The 15,400-nt window shown below is 35.6% G+C and carries 12 protein-coding genes and 1 tRNA gene; 1 reads left to right on the top strand and 12 read right to left on the bottom strand.

Annotated elements, in window-relative coordinates; translation table 11 throughout:
- Positions 1 to 117 precede the first annotated feature (117 nt).
- Positions 118 to 2,595: a stage II sporulation protein E gene (gene spoIIE, locus ACTQ5K_RS17035; protein ID WP_031537142.1), complete on the bottom strand. Its 2,478-nt coding sequence runs from the start codon at positions 2,593 to 2,595 to the stop codon at positions 118 to 120.
- Positions 2,596 to 3,076: 481 nt separating this feature from the next.
- On the opposite strand from spoIIE, the gene ACTQ5K_RS17040 reads away from it, so the two are divergent.
- Positions 3,077 to 3,150 (top strand) — tRNA-Met (locus ACTQ5K_RS17040).
- A 239-nt stretch (positions 3,151 to 3,389) separates the two neighbouring features.
- On the opposite strand, the gene ACTQ5K_RS17045 is transcribed toward ACTQ5K_RS17040, so the two are convergent.
- The 11 genes from ACTQ5K_RS17045 to mfd all read right to left on the bottom strand — a co-directional run bounded on the left by ACTQ5K_RS17045 (position 3,390) and on the right by mfd (position 15,190).
- Positions 3,390 to 3,863, bottom strand: a complete 474-nt coding sequence (locus ACTQ5K_RS17045; RefSeq protein ID WP_031537141.1) for a S1 domain-containing RNA-binding protein — start codon at positions 3,861 to 3,863, stop codon at positions 3,390 to 3,392.
- 94 nt (positions 3,864 to 3,957) lie between these two features.
- Positions 3,958 to 4,353 carry an FtsB family cell division protein gene (locus ACTQ5K_RS17050; RefSeq protein ID WP_031537140.1) on the bottom strand — a complete coding sequence of 132 codons (396 nt, stop codon included), beginning with the start codon at positions 4,351 to 4,353 and terminating at the stop codon, positions 3,958 to 3,960.
- 17 nt (positions 4,354 to 4,370) lie between these two features.
- Positions 4,371 to 4,994: a spore cortex biosynthesis protein YabQ gene (yabQ, locus tag ACTQ5K_RS17055; RefSeq protein WP_031537139.1), complete on the bottom strand. Its 624-nt coding sequence runs from the start codon at positions 4,992 to 4,994 to the stop codon at positions 4,371 to 4,373.
- Positions 4,991 to 5,293 (bottom strand): sporulation protein YabP, encoded by a 303-nt coding sequence (yabP, locus tag ACTQ5K_RS17060; protein ID WP_031537138.1) that lies wholly within the window; start codon positions 5,291 to 5,293, stop codon positions 4,991 to 4,993. The genes yabQ and yabP overlap by 4 nt, the downstream gene beginning before the upstream one ends.
- 142 nt (positions 5,294 to 5,435) lie before the next feature.
- Positions 5,436 to 5,693: an RNA-binding S4 domain-containing protein gene (locus ACTQ5K_RS17065; RefSeq protein ID WP_031537137.1), complete on the bottom strand. Its 258-nt coding sequence runs from the start codon at positions 5,691 to 5,693 to the stop codon at positions 5,436 to 5,438.
- Between the two features lie 15 nt (positions 5,694 to 5,708).
- Positions 5,709 to 7,172, bottom strand: coding sequence for a nucleoside triphosphate pyrophosphohydrolase (mazG, locus tag ACTQ5K_RS17070; protein WP_031537136.1), 1,464 nt, complete (start codon positions 7,170 to 7,172; stop codon positions 5,709 to 5,711).
- On the bottom strand, positions 7,169 to 8,779 hold the full coding sequence (locus ACTQ5K_RS17075; RefSeq protein ID WP_081836616.1) for a putative polysaccharide biosynthesis protein: 1,611 nt from the start codon (positions 8,777 to 8,779) through the stop codon (positions 7,169 to 7,171). Before ACTQ5K_RS17075 ends, mazG begins: the two co-directional genes overlap by 4 nt.
- A 177-nt stretch (positions 8,780 to 8,956) precedes the next feature.
- Entirely contained in the window at positions 8,957 to 10,054 is a 1,098-nt protein-coding gene (locus tag ACTQ5K_RS17080) for a DUF1648 domain-containing protein (RefSeq protein WP_031537134.1), read from the bottom strand.
- 2 nt (positions 10,055 to 10,056) lie between these two features.
- Positions 10,057 to 10,437 carry a GntR family transcriptional regulator gene (locus ACTQ5K_RS17085; RefSeq protein ID WP_031537133.1) on the bottom strand — a complete coding sequence of 127 codons (381 nt, stop codon included), beginning with the start codon at positions 10,435 to 10,437 and terminating at the stop codon, positions 10,057 to 10,059.
- A 200-nt stretch (positions 10,438 to 10,637) separates the two neighbouring features.
- Positions 10,638 to 11,174 (bottom strand): stage V sporulation protein T, encoded by a 537-nt coding sequence (gene spoVT / locus ACTQ5K_RS17090; RefSeq protein ID WP_031537132.1) that lies wholly within the window; start codon positions 11,172 to 11,174, stop codon positions 10,638 to 10,640.
- Between the two features lie 476 nt (positions 11,175 to 11,650).
- Positions 11,651 to 15,190: a transcription-repair coupling factor gene (mfd, locus tag ACTQ5K_RS17095; RefSeq protein WP_048719099.1), complete on the bottom strand. Its 3,540-nt coding sequence runs from the start codon at positions 15,188 to 15,190 to the stop codon at positions 11,651 to 11,653.
- Positions 15,191 to 15,400 lie beyond the last annotated feature (210 nt).

Raw genomic sequence — 15,400 nt, forward strand, 5'->3', positions numbered from 1 at the left:
CCATCTTCGTGAGTTAGTTCCATTCTCGACGAAAAAGGAAGAATTTATACCCTTTTTAAGAAGTGAAACCGAGGAGAGGTTTCATTTGTTAAAAAGGAGGGAAATAAGTTATCAAATTCAATTTGCTGCTTGCTTAAAACCTTTTACCGGAATAGATGCCCACTTCGGAATATTATGATCAATCTTTGCCACTAAAACAGTCATATCATCTTCAATTAACCCTAAACGAGATCGTATAACCTCCTCCATAATTAAGTCTGCTACCTCTTGGGGATTCTCTGTTTTCAGCTCCTTGATTTTTCGCTTCATCCATATTTCAAAGTTTTCTACATGTTTTGGTCCTTCAAAAACACCATCACTCATCATAATTAGCAAATCGCCAGCCTTTAATTGTTCACTAACAACATCTACATCAAATTCTTGGAGAATGCCCATAGGTAAATTGCTTGCCTGAACTTTCATTACTTTTGATCCTCTTTTAATAAAACTTGGGGTAGATCCTATCTTCAAAAATTTAACAGCTGCATTTTGAAGATCAATCATTGCTAAATCTAACGTGGAAAAAATTTCATCTGTTGTTCGTAAAGAAAGGATTGAATTAATCGATTTAATCGCCACTTGTTCTTCAATCCCTGATTGAAGAATTTTTTGCAATAATTGTAGTGTCTCTTCACTTTCTACATGGGCACGCTTTCCATTTCCCATTCCATCGCTTATTGCCATGGCATATTTCCCCAAACCTAGTTCAATCGTTGAATAGCTATCACCTGATATAAATCCCCCATCCTTTGCTGCATGTGCAACGCCAGTTTCTACCGTATAAGCTTTGGCTGATCGGAATGTTGCATGACTATAATCATTGGAATACTCAGCAACCTCCTCCTTATTTACAATAATTGTTTCCCCAAGAATATCAGATAACATCGGTGCAATCAGTTTCTCACATTCACCATAACCAGTGCTGTAAGGGATGGTTATATCGATATCTACGTTCCCCTGTTCTAGACTATATATCTCTACATTTTCAATATGAATGCCAAATTCTTGAATAGCTTCTAATATTAGTTCTTCCTGCTTATAATGATTTTCCCTTTCCCTTTGAATTTCTTTGGCAAAATCACCCATAACCTCTGATACACCAAGTAATTGATCTGCAACTAGTTTTCTGCTTTCCTGTACCTGTTTTTTTAATTTTTGGTTGGCCTGGTACAGTGCCAGTTCCTGATGAATAGCATCCTTAACCTTTTTCGATCTCGTACAATGTTTATCCCAATCCCTCGAAAGATTGGGGGAAATATTTCCGCCTGAATCTGCCATTTCTGTCATAATGTCTTTCATATAATCATAGGTTGTATTAAAGTTGCGAGCCCAGCAATATTCCTTTCGAAAACATGTCTGACATGTTTTTTCCGTCACATTACTTAAAAAGTAGTCTAACTCATTATCTTCCTCCTCCACCATCTCACTAATGTTGGGAGACGAAAAACTATTGGAGAGAGCCTGAAAAACATTAGAAAATTGAGAAACTCTTTGGGCAGTTACATCTCTCATTTTTCTCATATATTGCTGTTGTTCTTGGGAATATTCTGTTGTTCCTGGTATGTGTTTTGCAATTCGAGAGGTTAAACTTCTTGGTGTGAGAAGGAATAGAAAAACAGCTATTGTTGTTTCCATTAATGAAACAGATAATACGCCTCCATCTTCTCCGTACATTCCAATAAGAAGAGTAGCAATAAATAATCCCAATGCCACGCCAATTTTCTTCCCTTCTTTCAGTAATCCACCTAGAAGACCAGAAAATGCGAGCAAACTCATATGATAGAAACTTGAAATACTTGCTAGGCTAAAAATTAACCCTGTTACCACACCAACTGTAGAGCCAATCGTTGCCCCTGCAATAAAGGAAAATACTAATACTAAGTAACGTGACATAATATGTTCAATGGATATGCCATAGACCGCCCATCCTATTGTTCCAGTCATAATAGAAGCTAGCATGATAATCAAACAAACAATTTCCTCTGTTTTAAGTGCTTGTCTCCTTTTATTTACGGTGAGTAATGGTAAGCTTTGTAAGAAGATTAATGTAAGAATATAACCAAGACTTCCTTCTACTAACGATAACATTCCTCCATACCATGTAAAACCGTTTGTTAATAGATATGCTTTTACTAAGCTACCAAGAAAGACAAGACCAAAAACAAATACTGGTACGAGTTGTTGTTCTTTATTTTTCCAGTTCAAAATAATCTTATAGCTTATCAAGAATAAGAAAGACAAGACAAAATTAGTAGCCGCCTCCGTTATTCCTAAAGTAGCCGCACCAGCAATTAAACCAATGAGGGCAAGTGGGGCTTTATCTTTCCTTGATAAATACACCGCTGCAAAAAATGGAAGAGCAAAAGGAGTAAGCTGTCCTAATATTAAGGCTCGTCCAAGCAAGAAACCAATGATTAAAAGCAAATAGCCTTTTACTAAAAAAAAATTCTCCAATTTTGAATTAAATTTATGAAGAATTGAGCTGAAGCTTTCCCGTGACTTCCCAAAATCAACCTCACCAATCGGATCGATTATATCCCTTTCTACTTTTTCCATACACTCCACTCCCTATCAAGTATCGTTGCTCCACATTATAGAAGGTAGCTATTTAAAAGTTTGTCAAAATAACGAAGCAGTTCCAGCTTTTCGCTCGACTTCTTTCCTTCATTTTTTTAAGGAGCTACAAAATTCGATACATTCCTTTTTGCCCGTTATTTGGAAAACTTTTATAGAAAAGAGGCTATTCTATCATTAAAAAAGTGGTTTTAACTGAAGTACGTTTGGAGAAAGAAAACATTTTCTTCTGCCTGCTTTTTTGTATTTATTGCTTATTTTTGTCAATTCATGCAATATGTTTTTTTAGTTATCCATCGATAATAGTGGTTCCTACAGCTTTACACTTTATATACGTATGTAAAAAGATTTAAATACAGCCATACAATAAAATATAAATTTGCCAACAAATAATGAAATGAATAAAACCTATTGACATTACATTTATTTATTTGTATTATATTAATTGTCTTGTTAATATTATGGCGGTGTAGCTCAGCTGGCTAGAGCGTACGGTTCATACCCGTGAGGTCGGGGGTTCGATCCCCTCCGCCGCTATCTAAAAAACCACGTAAATTTTTACGTGGTTTTTTTTATGTCTTTTTCTATTACAGCTGATCTCCAACCTATTTTCTTCCTCTTCTTCCAAACAAGAAATGAAAGTCTTACTGAAGTTTATCAGTGGAAATAAACCATTTTTATCAAAAACACAAAAAAGCAAGCCTTAATAGGCTTGCTTAAGCTATGGGAATATATAAACGATAAACCCTGCTATCTATTGGTTATTCAGCAGCAAGTTACCCGCGTCTCGCGCCTCTTCCCCCGCGTTTCGACTCAGTATTTCTTTTCAGAGAAGCTAATCGATCTTCACTGTCTTTTAAGAAACGAGCCATTTTCGATTCGAAATTCTCTTTAGGAGCACGATTTTCATTTGATTTTGCATTACGTGACCTTTGAGAATTCCCACCGGAATAGCCGCCTCTTGATTCTCTTCTTTCTCCGCGTTCGTATTGTGGTCTCTCTGGTCTTTCTGGTCTATCCTTCGCCTTTTTAATGGATAGTCCAATTTTGCCATCTTTCTCGACATTAATAACTTTAACTTCTACTTCATCGCCTACTTTTAGGTGTTCATTAATGTCCTTAACATAATTGTCTGCGACCTCACTAATATGAACAAGACCTGTTGCGCCTTCTGGGAGCTCAACAAACGCACCAAAATTAGTAATTCCTGTTACCTTTCCTTGTAACTTGCTGCCTACTTCGATTGACATAAAAAAGTTTTGCCTCCTTAAGGATATAAAAAATCGTACTTATTTATATTATACAGAATGGAAAAAAAGGGTGTCAATATTACAGCCGACCTTATTATTTTCCAGTAGCGTTTTTTGCATCTTTTTCTGGGATATTAAAAATAATTTCCCCTTCTTGTGATAGTAATAAATCTTTTCTAGCTAATTTAGCTAAATACTCTTCGTCATTTAATTTAGCAATTTGATCTTTTAATTCCGCTTCCTGCTTTTCTAGCGCTACAAGTTGTCCATCTAAGTCCTCTTTCTCTGCTCTTTTCTCGTTTAAAGTGGAGCTTTGTGATATGAGTGTGGAAATCATGATAAAGCCAATAACAGCAGCACATACGAAGAATGTTGTCAGCCTGCGCATCAATAACTTTTTCTTTCTGGCTCCACTGAGACTATCCGCTTGATGCTTTAAATTATATTCTGTTGGGAATGTTGTAATATCTGGTTTTCTTATGGCACTCATAGAGGCTCCTCCTTTCATTATTTTTTTCTATTAGCTACCCATTCTTTCAAATATTTCTTTATTTTAAAGTAATATCCTGCCAATTTACTAGAAATTCTCTCGACGAATAATTTAACCTTTTTCGGCACAATTAGCCATAATAGGGATAAAAGCCATTCAATTGGTTTAAATAGTATCTTTATGATAAATCTTAATACCCTAATTATACCACTGACAAGTGCCATAAGTCCCTTACCTAAAGTAATTATTATCGACAAGAGCAATTGCAAGATAGATTTAATTGGCTTATATACAATATTCATAAACAATTTAATAAAAAAACGATAAGAATGGATGCAAAAAGAAATAATTGCTTTTAATAATCGAAGATATAGAGCTTGAAATAAACTTTTGTACATGGCGAATCCTAGCAGCAAAGCTAAAACCAAATAAATGCGGACCTCTCCTTTGTTTACTAGGAAAAGCACATAAAACATAAGAAGGGCTTGCAAAATCCAAAAAAGGATATCATGGATAAAAACAATACTTCGTTTCCTTATCGGCCTTTTCAAAAAGTACTGATATGTATCTAAGCTTATGCCAAAGAATAGACCCATGCTAACCATAGCTAGCATGGTCATAAATTGTGTAGATAACGTCATCGGAATATCTTGCTAAAGAATCCCTTAGCCTTATCTCCACTTTGTTCGTCTACATATACTAAATCAAACACTTTTCCTTTAATGGAGACGATACCCTTTTCCACATCGAGATTTTTCATTTGAAGATTTTGACCACGAATGGATAAAAAGCCCATTACTGTTTCTAAAATGAACTCTTCGTTGTCAAAGCTCTCCACCTGCTTTACTCCTGTAATATCTAATAACTTTCTCCCTCTCATAATTACATCATGTTCTACTACATTACTTTTAGTCGTGTTAGAATCATAATATTGGCTCATCTTTATCCCTCACAATCACTTAGTACAATCTCTACTTGTACAAATATATGTGAAGAAAAATTATTTTAGAACAAGCCTTCAAAAGGAAGATAGTCGAAACAACTCTACCTTGTTTTATTACCAATAATACAGCTAATTAAACTTATGAAATGGTCTCTTCTTTCATTATTTTATACATATTTGCTGCATCTTCTTTTTTCGTAGATTCCTGTAGCATTTCCACTTTTGCTGTTACTAGCTTTTGCCCAAAACGCACCTGAAGCTCATCTCCTACCTTCACATTAGTGCTCGCTTTTGCCTGCAGCCCGTTTACTAAAATTCGTCCCTGATCCGCTACCTCTTTCGCTAACGTTCTTCGTTTAATTAAGCGTGAAATTTTCAAGAATTTATCTAGTCGCATCTTAACCGCTCCTTCTTATCGTTGTTTTTTCTTTGCTTCCTTCCAATACCCATCTAATTCCTCTAAGCTCATTTGACTCCATTCCATTCCAGACGCCTTCACCCTCTCTTCTATATAAGAAAAACGCTGAATAAATTTCTTGTTTGTCTGCAAGATAGCAAGCTCAGGATTAACCTTATAAAATCTAGCGATATTTACTAGCGAGAACAAAACATCGCCAAATTCACTTTCTATCCTTTCTTCATTACTTGCCTCTTTTATTTCCTTATCAAACTCTAGAATCTCTTCTTTTACCTTTTCCCAAGCTCCATCTGCATCCGGCCAATCAAAGCCAACCTTTGCCGCTTTTTTCTGTAATTCGTGGGCTTGCATTAAATGTGGTAATGCCTGATTAATTCCATCTAACACAGAATCCTTTTCTTTCTTTGCTTCCTTTTTCTTTGCATTTTGCCAATGCTTCATCACATCATCGACAGATTCCGCCTGTTCCTCTCCAAATACATGAGGATGCCTGCGAATCATCTTATCGGATATTCCCTCGATTACATCATCAATAGAAAAGTAGCCCTCATCTTCTCCTATTTGACCGTGAAGCATCACTTGCAATAACACGTCACCAAGCTCTTCGATAATATGATCAATATCTCCTTCATTAATGGCCTCAATTAATTCATAGCTTTCTTCTAGTAGATACTTACGCAAGCTTTCATGTGTTTGTTTTTTATCCCACGGACAGCCGTTCGGTCCACGAAGCTCCGCTATAATACGTCGTAGCTGAGAAAACTCTTTACGTAATAGCTTTTCCTCCCGAACAGGCGGCACATAGACACTCGTTAGGTTATTTAAGTCCATCTCTCTATCTAACTCATGTAGCTCCATTTCTTTTATGCATTCCAAACTGCTTCCTGCTGCAGTTACAATTTTAATAGGATAGTCATATGGCAGTATATCCATTAGCGTCAGCTTCACTTCAGATGCAGAAAAGACATCATATACTTGGCCAATTATTAAATGATTTCTAAGCTGAATGCTTGAGCGATCAAGGTCTGTTCCATCCAATAATTGAAAGCCCTCAATTGGATCGATTCGCAATGCCTGAAAAATGCTGTCTAAAAAGCTTTGGCCACCGGCTATTTCAATAGAGACCACTCCTTCTCTATCTTTTTCTATTAATAATTGAACCGTTTTTTCCGCAACAAGTGGATGACCTGGAACTGCATATACAACGTCTGTCTCTTTAGCTTTTTCTATTAGAAATGCAACGATTTCTTTATATACTGCTTCAAATTGATCATGTTTCTCATAAATAGAATCAAATGAATAAAACATGACACCTTCCTGTTCAAGGGTTGATATTACCGGGTGATCCTTCGTCCGTACATATACCGCTTTATTCTCATCCATTAAGCTTCGGTAGACACCCAATGGCAGTTGATTTATATCCCCTGCACCCAATCCAATAATCTTTATTTGCTTCATTTAGTTCCCTTCCTTCTTTTCGGTAAAAACCAAATTAGTTTACTTCCTAACGGCAATAGAAGTAATTCCTTCTCTTTAAAAACATTTCCTCGCAAAACAAGAAACACATACACGATGCCGCCTATCATAACACCAGATAATGCTTGTATAGCACTTTTTATGCGATTATTCTCTATAAATTCAAGCAACAACGAGGAAAGAGGTATATATCCTTTTAGAACAAGTAACATTACGAAACTCGCCCCAATAATGATTGCTATCTGCTTTAGATCAATAATTGGCTCCTTGACTATTCTTCTCAATTTTACCACCATTAAAAGTAAAATAATAAATAATATAATGAGCGATGCATAAGCTGCACCTGCAATCCCATAAGAAGAAACAAGGCAGATATTAAGAACATACTTCCCTATAAAACCAAATATAATCAAAATGGCCGGATAGAAAGAATGACCTAACCCTTGAAGAATGGACATTACCGTAACAATAATGGCATTAAAGAAGATAATAAAAAACAAAATGGCAAGGACATGAGACCCAGCATCATTTTCAAAAAGCATCCTGTTTGTCTCATTAATAATCCCGATCAAACCTACAGTAGCACCGAGGCCGATAAAATAACTGACTAAAAGAGAGAAATGAATATTCTCCATTAGATCTTTTTTACTTTCCTTTTGCCGATTCTTTGTAATAAGCGGGACAATACTTAAAGCCATGGATGTGGATATAATACTTCCAATTTGTATGAGCGGCTGCCCTCTATCATAAATACCTTTCATGACTTTAGCCGTTTCATCCGCGACTCCATTTTCGATTAATAAGGCATATAAGTTCAAAGAATCTGCAAGCTGCAATAATATTAATAGCATACTACTAATCGAAATCGTGATTCCCTCAAATATTACTCTTTTAGATAGAAGACGATTTTCCTTGTGAAAAAGGGCGGAAACTCGGAATAGAGAAAAAGATTTTTTTCGATAAAAATAGATTAGTACTAGCAGGGAAAGTAAGCCTCCTATGACAGAACCAAACATAGCCCCAGAACCAATCGCATACAAGGAATATCTTTTATAGGAAAAAAAGACAGCAACAAATAAGATAATCCCAACTCTAAGCAGTTGTTCACTCACCTGTGATACTGCTGTCGGAATCATATTGCCCTCCCCTTGAAAGATTCCTCGCAAAATAGCTGTCAATGGAGAAAAAAGAAATGCAAAAGAAATCACCTTCAACAAAGATGCTAAATAGGGATCTCCCATCCAAGTAGCCAGTCTTCCGGCATTGAAAAACAAAATAAGAAAAGCAGCAATCCCTATGGGAAAAAACAAGTAAAAAGAGGAACTCACAAGTCTATTTATACCCGATTGGTTCCCCTCTACTTTCATTTCCATATACAATTTTGATAGGACTACTGGAAAACCATATGTAGATAAAGCAATAATTACCCCGTAAAAAGGATAAACCTGCTGATAAATATAAAATCCTTTATCACCGACAATATTTTGAAACGGTATTCGATATACAGCGCTTAGTACTTTAGTTATTAAGGCAGCTAACATCAGAATAAAAGCGCCTTTAAACCAGACATTTGATTGCGAAGTCTTCACATGTCTAGCTCCTTCCATAATTACTTCGCCTTGTATTATAGCATAGTTGGAAGGAAGATGCCTGCTTACATCCATATCCTTCCTTTCTACCTACTAATAATTAAGAAACACTGTCAACAAGCCGTTTTCCAATTATTTGTTTATACAGACCTGGAAAGAAGCGCTCTTAATGTCCCTCTATATAAAGCTTAAAAGGAGGATAAGCAGCAAAGGAATAAATAGTAATAAATATCCAATTGGATTTGCAAAGTTTATTGTCCAACCAATTCCAAATCTCTTTTCAACAAAAATAGAAGGATCATTTTTATTAAAGTAAAACAAGCCACCCTTCCAATGGTTATCAGCATCAAAAGTGGAAATTTCCTGCGTTTCTTGCTCTTTTCCATCTAATTCCCGATTTAACCGCTCTACCTTAAACGTAAATACAATGGTACAAATTAATAGGACTACTGTAAGGAGGAGAGGAATAATAACTATCATGTAATCACTGAAAATATTATTGTATAACGTTGTTAATTGTAAAAGAATGAACAGAACAGTTATGGTAATGGATATAAGAAGATTAAGCCAGCTTGAATATTTACGATACTTTAGCTGTCTTCGCTTGGATGCTTGTTTATTATTAGCAATTATTTTGATCCCTGATCTCTTTGTCGCTATATTAATACCTAAAAACATGAATTGCATTGTTAGCAAAACGAGAAGCAATGACACAGAAGAGATAGGTGTCTTTGTCGTAAATCGATCAGCTTTACCATCAGCTCCCCAGTGCACAGGTATCTCTGTCGGCAACACATCATATTGAGTTGCAGTAAAAAGAAGGAATCCTACCGTAATAATCATCGGAATTAGAAACACATACCACGGAAGCATTTCATCCTTTTGTCTAATCCCAAGCTCTGTTACACTTACTACTTTTAACTGTTCTTCCCATTTATTTTCACCTTTCAATTCAAGCATTTTCCCATGAAAATAGAAATAAAGGCTAAAGCTCCAAAATAAAGTTCCAAACAAAAGAAACGTTCCAACAATCGCTACTTGATTGGCTTGGGGACTATTGGTTGCTTGCCAAATGCAATAAGCAAGAAGAAGAAGAAGAGCAGGTACCACAATTAAAAGAGAATATCTTTTTTTATATACAGAAATTTGTGGATGCTTTATTTGTGTACTTGGAATGGAAACCCCAAATACGATTGTTTTTCTTATTAGAAAAGGGATAGCTGCCTCAAGCATGACTGTTAACAACATCATCATAATAAATATAAGTGCTTCCATTACTATTCCTCCTTCAAGTTTTGAATAATTGATTTTGCTATGCTTAATATGTCTTCCTCATTCATCCCTAGCACTAATGCTTCCACTATAGTCGGCTTTAAATTATCTGATGTTCTGTTTTTCTCTTCTTCAGATAGCTTTCGATTAGCGGTTCGGATAACTGCACCAGATTTAGGAATAATTTGAATTAGTCCCTTTTTCTCTAATTCGTGATAGCTTTTATTTACAGTATGCATATTTACGCCTAAATCAGCTGCCAATGAACGAACAGAAGGCAATACATCTCCATCCTGTATATCTTTTCTTATTACCCCTATCATAATTTGCATCGAAAGCTGTTCGTAAATCGGCATTTCTAAATCAGGATTAATTTGAATATACATAATCATCCACCTTAAACTGTTATATACTTATTATAACAATGTTGTTCTAGTTTGAATAGAACAATATTCATTTTCCAAATAAAAAATGAAGTTCCTATTATTTATGTAAGTACAAAAAAAGTCGACAACTCCAATTCCTGAGTTTGTCGACGGTTTAAACAATATATGGATTAGTAAAAGAAAACGTTATGCAAGCATGATTATGATTCCATTTGGCGAGCTAAAAATCCTGCCGCAGTCTCTACAGCCTTTTTCTCTACATCACCAAGGGAGTCTTCTTTTGAAAAGATGACAACCGCTCCAATTGGATCTCCATTTGCAATGATTGGACCAATTGTATAAGCAGAAATAGTTTCGGTAGTACCATCCACTAAGGAAACTTGATCTTGTTGATTCATAAGAATAGTTCCTCTATCTTCCATTGCCTTTTCCACTATATTACTAATATTTTTATTTAAATAGTCCTTCTTCGATCCACCCGAAACGGCAATGTAAGAGTCTCTGTCACAAATCAATACAGCACTTCCTAAACTGTCATAAAGAGCTTCTGCATACTCTTTAGCAAAATCACTTAACTCACTAATCGGTGAATATTTCTTTAAAATTACTTCTCCATCTCGATCAACAAAAATCTCTAATGGATCACCTTCACGAATTCGTAATGTTCTTCTGATTTCTTTTGGGATAACGACACGACCCAAATCATCGATTCGACGCACAATTCCAGTTGCTTTCATTCCGTGTTGCCTCACTTTCATCAGATGATTTTTAAAATTGGTGAGTGCATTCTCACTATACATGAAATGTTCACCATATTTAAACATAGTATCTTTCATATGGTAAGTTCTATACATTAATCATGCAAAATTTTCTCTAGGTAGCTTTATTTTCCTTGGTGAATATTTCACCTAACAAAAACATTTACCATATTTTTAACAAGCGGGAATATTATATCCCAAATTTTGGTATAACCATTTATTTATTCCGGTACTTAACTTAGATGTCATTTAATGAGAACTTTTTATCCTTTATCTATATTTGTGTATACCCTTGTCCCCCCTTATTAAACATTCGTTTTCCACAATTTTCTTCATAACTTTGGGTATTAAAGAGGTTTGGACATAAGTATTCCAGCCAAACAAAAAAGCCAAACAATCCACACGTAAATATGGGTTGTTTGGCTTTTATTCACATTTTTATTCGTCATCTACATTTACTTAGTAACTTCCTCTGGTTCTTTTTTAAAGGTACTCAATGCTTCTATCATTTCTTGACACACCTTAAGCCATTTGTCCTTCTCTACACCCTTTACATGGAAGATCATCTTTAGTTTTCTTCCTTCCATGCCAAGACCAATCATTTTGCCATATTTAGAACTTTTCTCAAATATTTTTTGACCATCCATGCGGTCACTACCTTGTTCTGATAAGAGAATCAGCACTTCTTCCTTTGTTTGTTTAATTAATTCTACTCCAGCTTGCTTCCCATAAATCTTCATTTCTGTAATCCTGAAAAGATTAGAAACTTCCTCTGGATAGTCTCCAAAACGGTCTGTTAATTCTTCTCTTAGTTCTTCCATATCATCTAAAGTTGCAACGCCTCTAAATCTTTTATACATTTCAATCTTTTGCTGTCCGTCGCTTATATAGAACTCAGGAATATAGGCATCAATATCTAAATCAATTTCGATTGTTCGTTTTTGTTCTTCATCTATGGTGCCTCTTCTCTCTTCAATCGCCTCTTTCAGCATCTGAGAGTATAAATCAAATCCGACAGAATCAATAAATCCATGCTGCTGAGCACCTAGGAGATTTCCAGCCCCACGAATCGTTAAATCCCGCATGGCAATTTTAAAACCAGACCCTAACTCTGTAAACTCTTTAATTGCCTGCAGCCTTTTTTCCGCTACCTCTGTTAAGACCTTATCCTTCTTATACGTAAAGTAAGCATAGGCTACTCGATTAGAACGACCTACTCTTCCCCGTAATTGATAGAGCTGCGATAGCCCCATGCGATCTGCGTCTTGGACAATCAATGTATTTACATTCGGAATATCTACCCCTGTTTCAATAATGGTTGTACTTACTAAAACATCGTATTCTCCTTCTAAAAATCCAAGCATTACTGATTCTAATTCATTTTCCGTCATTTTACCGTGTGCATATGTTACTCTTGCATCAGGGACTAACATGGATATCTCTTCCGCTTTTCTTTCAATATCTTCTACACGATTGTATAGAAAATATATTTGCCCATTTCTTGCTAGCTCTCTTTCAATCGCTTCTCTTACAAGTCCACCATTATACTCCATTACATAGGTCTGAATAGGAAATCTATTTTCAGGAGGTGTTTCGATGACAGATAAATCTCGTACACCTAACATCGACATATGGAGTGTTCTTGGAATTGGGGTTGCTGTTAATGTCAACACATCAACATTTGTTTTTAACTGTTTAATTTTCTCCTTATGCGTTACCCCAAATCGCTGTTCTTCATCAATAATTAACAAACCTAAATCTCGATAGGAAATATCCTTAGAAAGAATCCGATGTGTTCCTACAACAATATCAATAGTTCCCGCTTTTAGCCCTTTTATTGTATCGTTTTGCTGTTTTCTCGTCCGGAATCTACTTAATAAACCTATTTCAATCGGATAATCTTGAAAACGCTCTCTCAACGTTTCATAATGCTGTTGAGCTAAGATTGTCGTTGGCACTAAGAAAGCAACTTGTTTTCCATCAGCTATCGCTTTAAAAGCTGCACGAATAGCAACCTCTGTTTTCCCATAACCAACATCTCCGCAAAGAAGGCGATCCATCGGTCTTTCTCTTTCCATATCCTTTTTAATTTCATGAATGGAGCGCAACTGATCCTCTGTTTCCTGATAAGCAAATGCTGCTTCAAATTCCCGCTGCATTTCTCCATCTGGAGAGAACCCATAGCCAACAGATGCCTCTCTTTCTGCATATAGCTTTATAAGATCATCGGCTATATCTTGAACAGAAGACTCTACCTTTTTCTTCACACGCTTCCAATCATTGCCGCCTAATTTATATATTTTCGGTTCTTTACTCTCTGACCCTACGTATTTTTGAACTAAGTCAATTTGTTCAACAGGAACATATAGCTTATCATTTCCTTGATATCGTAAATGTAAATAATCCTTGTGAACACCATTTATTTGAAGTGTTTCAATTCCAAGATATTTACCAATTCCATGGTTAACATGAACAACATAATCTCCAACATTTAATTCCGAATAGCTTTTTATTCTTTCCGCGTTTGATAGCTTTTGTCTTCTTTTAGAGATTTTTTTTGTTTTTGTTTTAAATAATTCCTCTTCTGTTATTACAGCTAGCTTTAAAATAGGAAGTTCAAATCCTGATTGCAGATGCCCTTCTACTAGTTGGATTTTCCCTTCAGCAATCTTCTTGGCATTCTTTTGAATCATTACTTCCATATCATAATCCCGTAGAACTTGATCTAGCTTTTCTATACGTTCCCCACTATTACCAAGCAATAAAACGGTGTAATGATTCTTTTTCCATCTTTCTATTTCTGTTTTTAACACATTCATTTGACCATGAAAATTTTGCATTTGTTTACAAGAAACATTGATTATATTCTGCGGATTAGTATTTGGCACATGGCGTAAGAACAAAGATAGATAGACAATTGGCTGTTTTGCTTGATGTAAAAGATGGCTTATACTTTGGGATAAGGTTAATCCATGAATGATTGCTCCCTCGCCTAATAAGCTCGTATACCAATCAGCCTCTTCCTTCTCTAGCGTGTCGTTCATTTCTTGCACTCTACTAATTTCATCAATAATTAAAAAGCCGTTTGTCGGTAAATAGTCTATTAAACTTACATGTTCCCCATAAAGAATGGATAAGTATTTATATAATTGTTCTGGCTTTTGTCCATTTCTTAACTGTTCTATTTCTCTGCCTATGTTTTGCGCAAGTAACGTTTTCGTCGCTTCATCTTTTATCTTTTTTAAACTTTGAGCTAGGCCCTTTTCCAGCTTGCTTAATAGTTCATCGACTGCTTTTTCATCATAAAGAATTTCTGTAGCCGGCCCAATGCTAACCACTTCTTTCTTTTCTTTCGAGCGTTGATCCTCAAGTGAGAAAGCCCTGATGGAATCAATTTCCGTATCAAATAATTCAATGCGAAGAGGATCTTCTTCTGTCAATGGATAGATATCTAATATTCCACCACGCACACTAAATTCTCCAGGTGAAGAAACCATTTCTGCTCGCACATATCCCATATGAACAAGCCTTAATAAAAATGCCTCTAAATCCAAATCCTGCCCTATCTCAAGCTTTAATTGCGCTTCCTTCCATAGCTTTTTTGGAGGCAGCAACTTTCTTAGCCCGGCTACTGGAACAATCATGATTCCTGATTTTTTCTTAGCCCAATAGTTCAATACTTCAATACGCTGTGCCTTAAGCTCTGGACTCGCAATACTAATCTCAGCAGCAATTAATTCATTCGCTGGATAAAGGAAGACTTCCTTTTCATCCACAATATTTGTAATATCATCATATAGCTTTTGTGCTTGCAATAAATTATGTGTCACTATTAATAAAGGTTTCTTCGTTTTTTCGTAAATAGAAGTCATATATAAAGTACGTGCTGAATTGGAAAGACCTGAAACTAATTGCTCATGCAATCCAGCCTCTAATCCAGAAATGACATTTTGTATATCTTCTTGCTGTTTAAATAACTCTTTTAGCCCTAACAAAAAATTTTCCCTCCCATTTAAAAGCAAAGGCACCATAATAAGTGGTGCAGAGCTAGTTTGTTTATACATTTTAGTAAAGTGACATAGCACTAGCTATCTAGCCCTTTTCTAAGATAAGCACTTAACCTATAATCTGTTCCTATCTTATATAAATATTTATAATTGCCATCTATTTAGTTCTTATAAAGACATCATCTATATGTTTCTTTT

It is taken from the genome of Niallia sp. Sow4_A1 (assembly GCF_052116745.1).
Taxonomy (GTDB): Bacteria; Bacillota; Bacilli; order Bacillales; family Cytobacillaceae; genus Niallia; species Niallia hominis.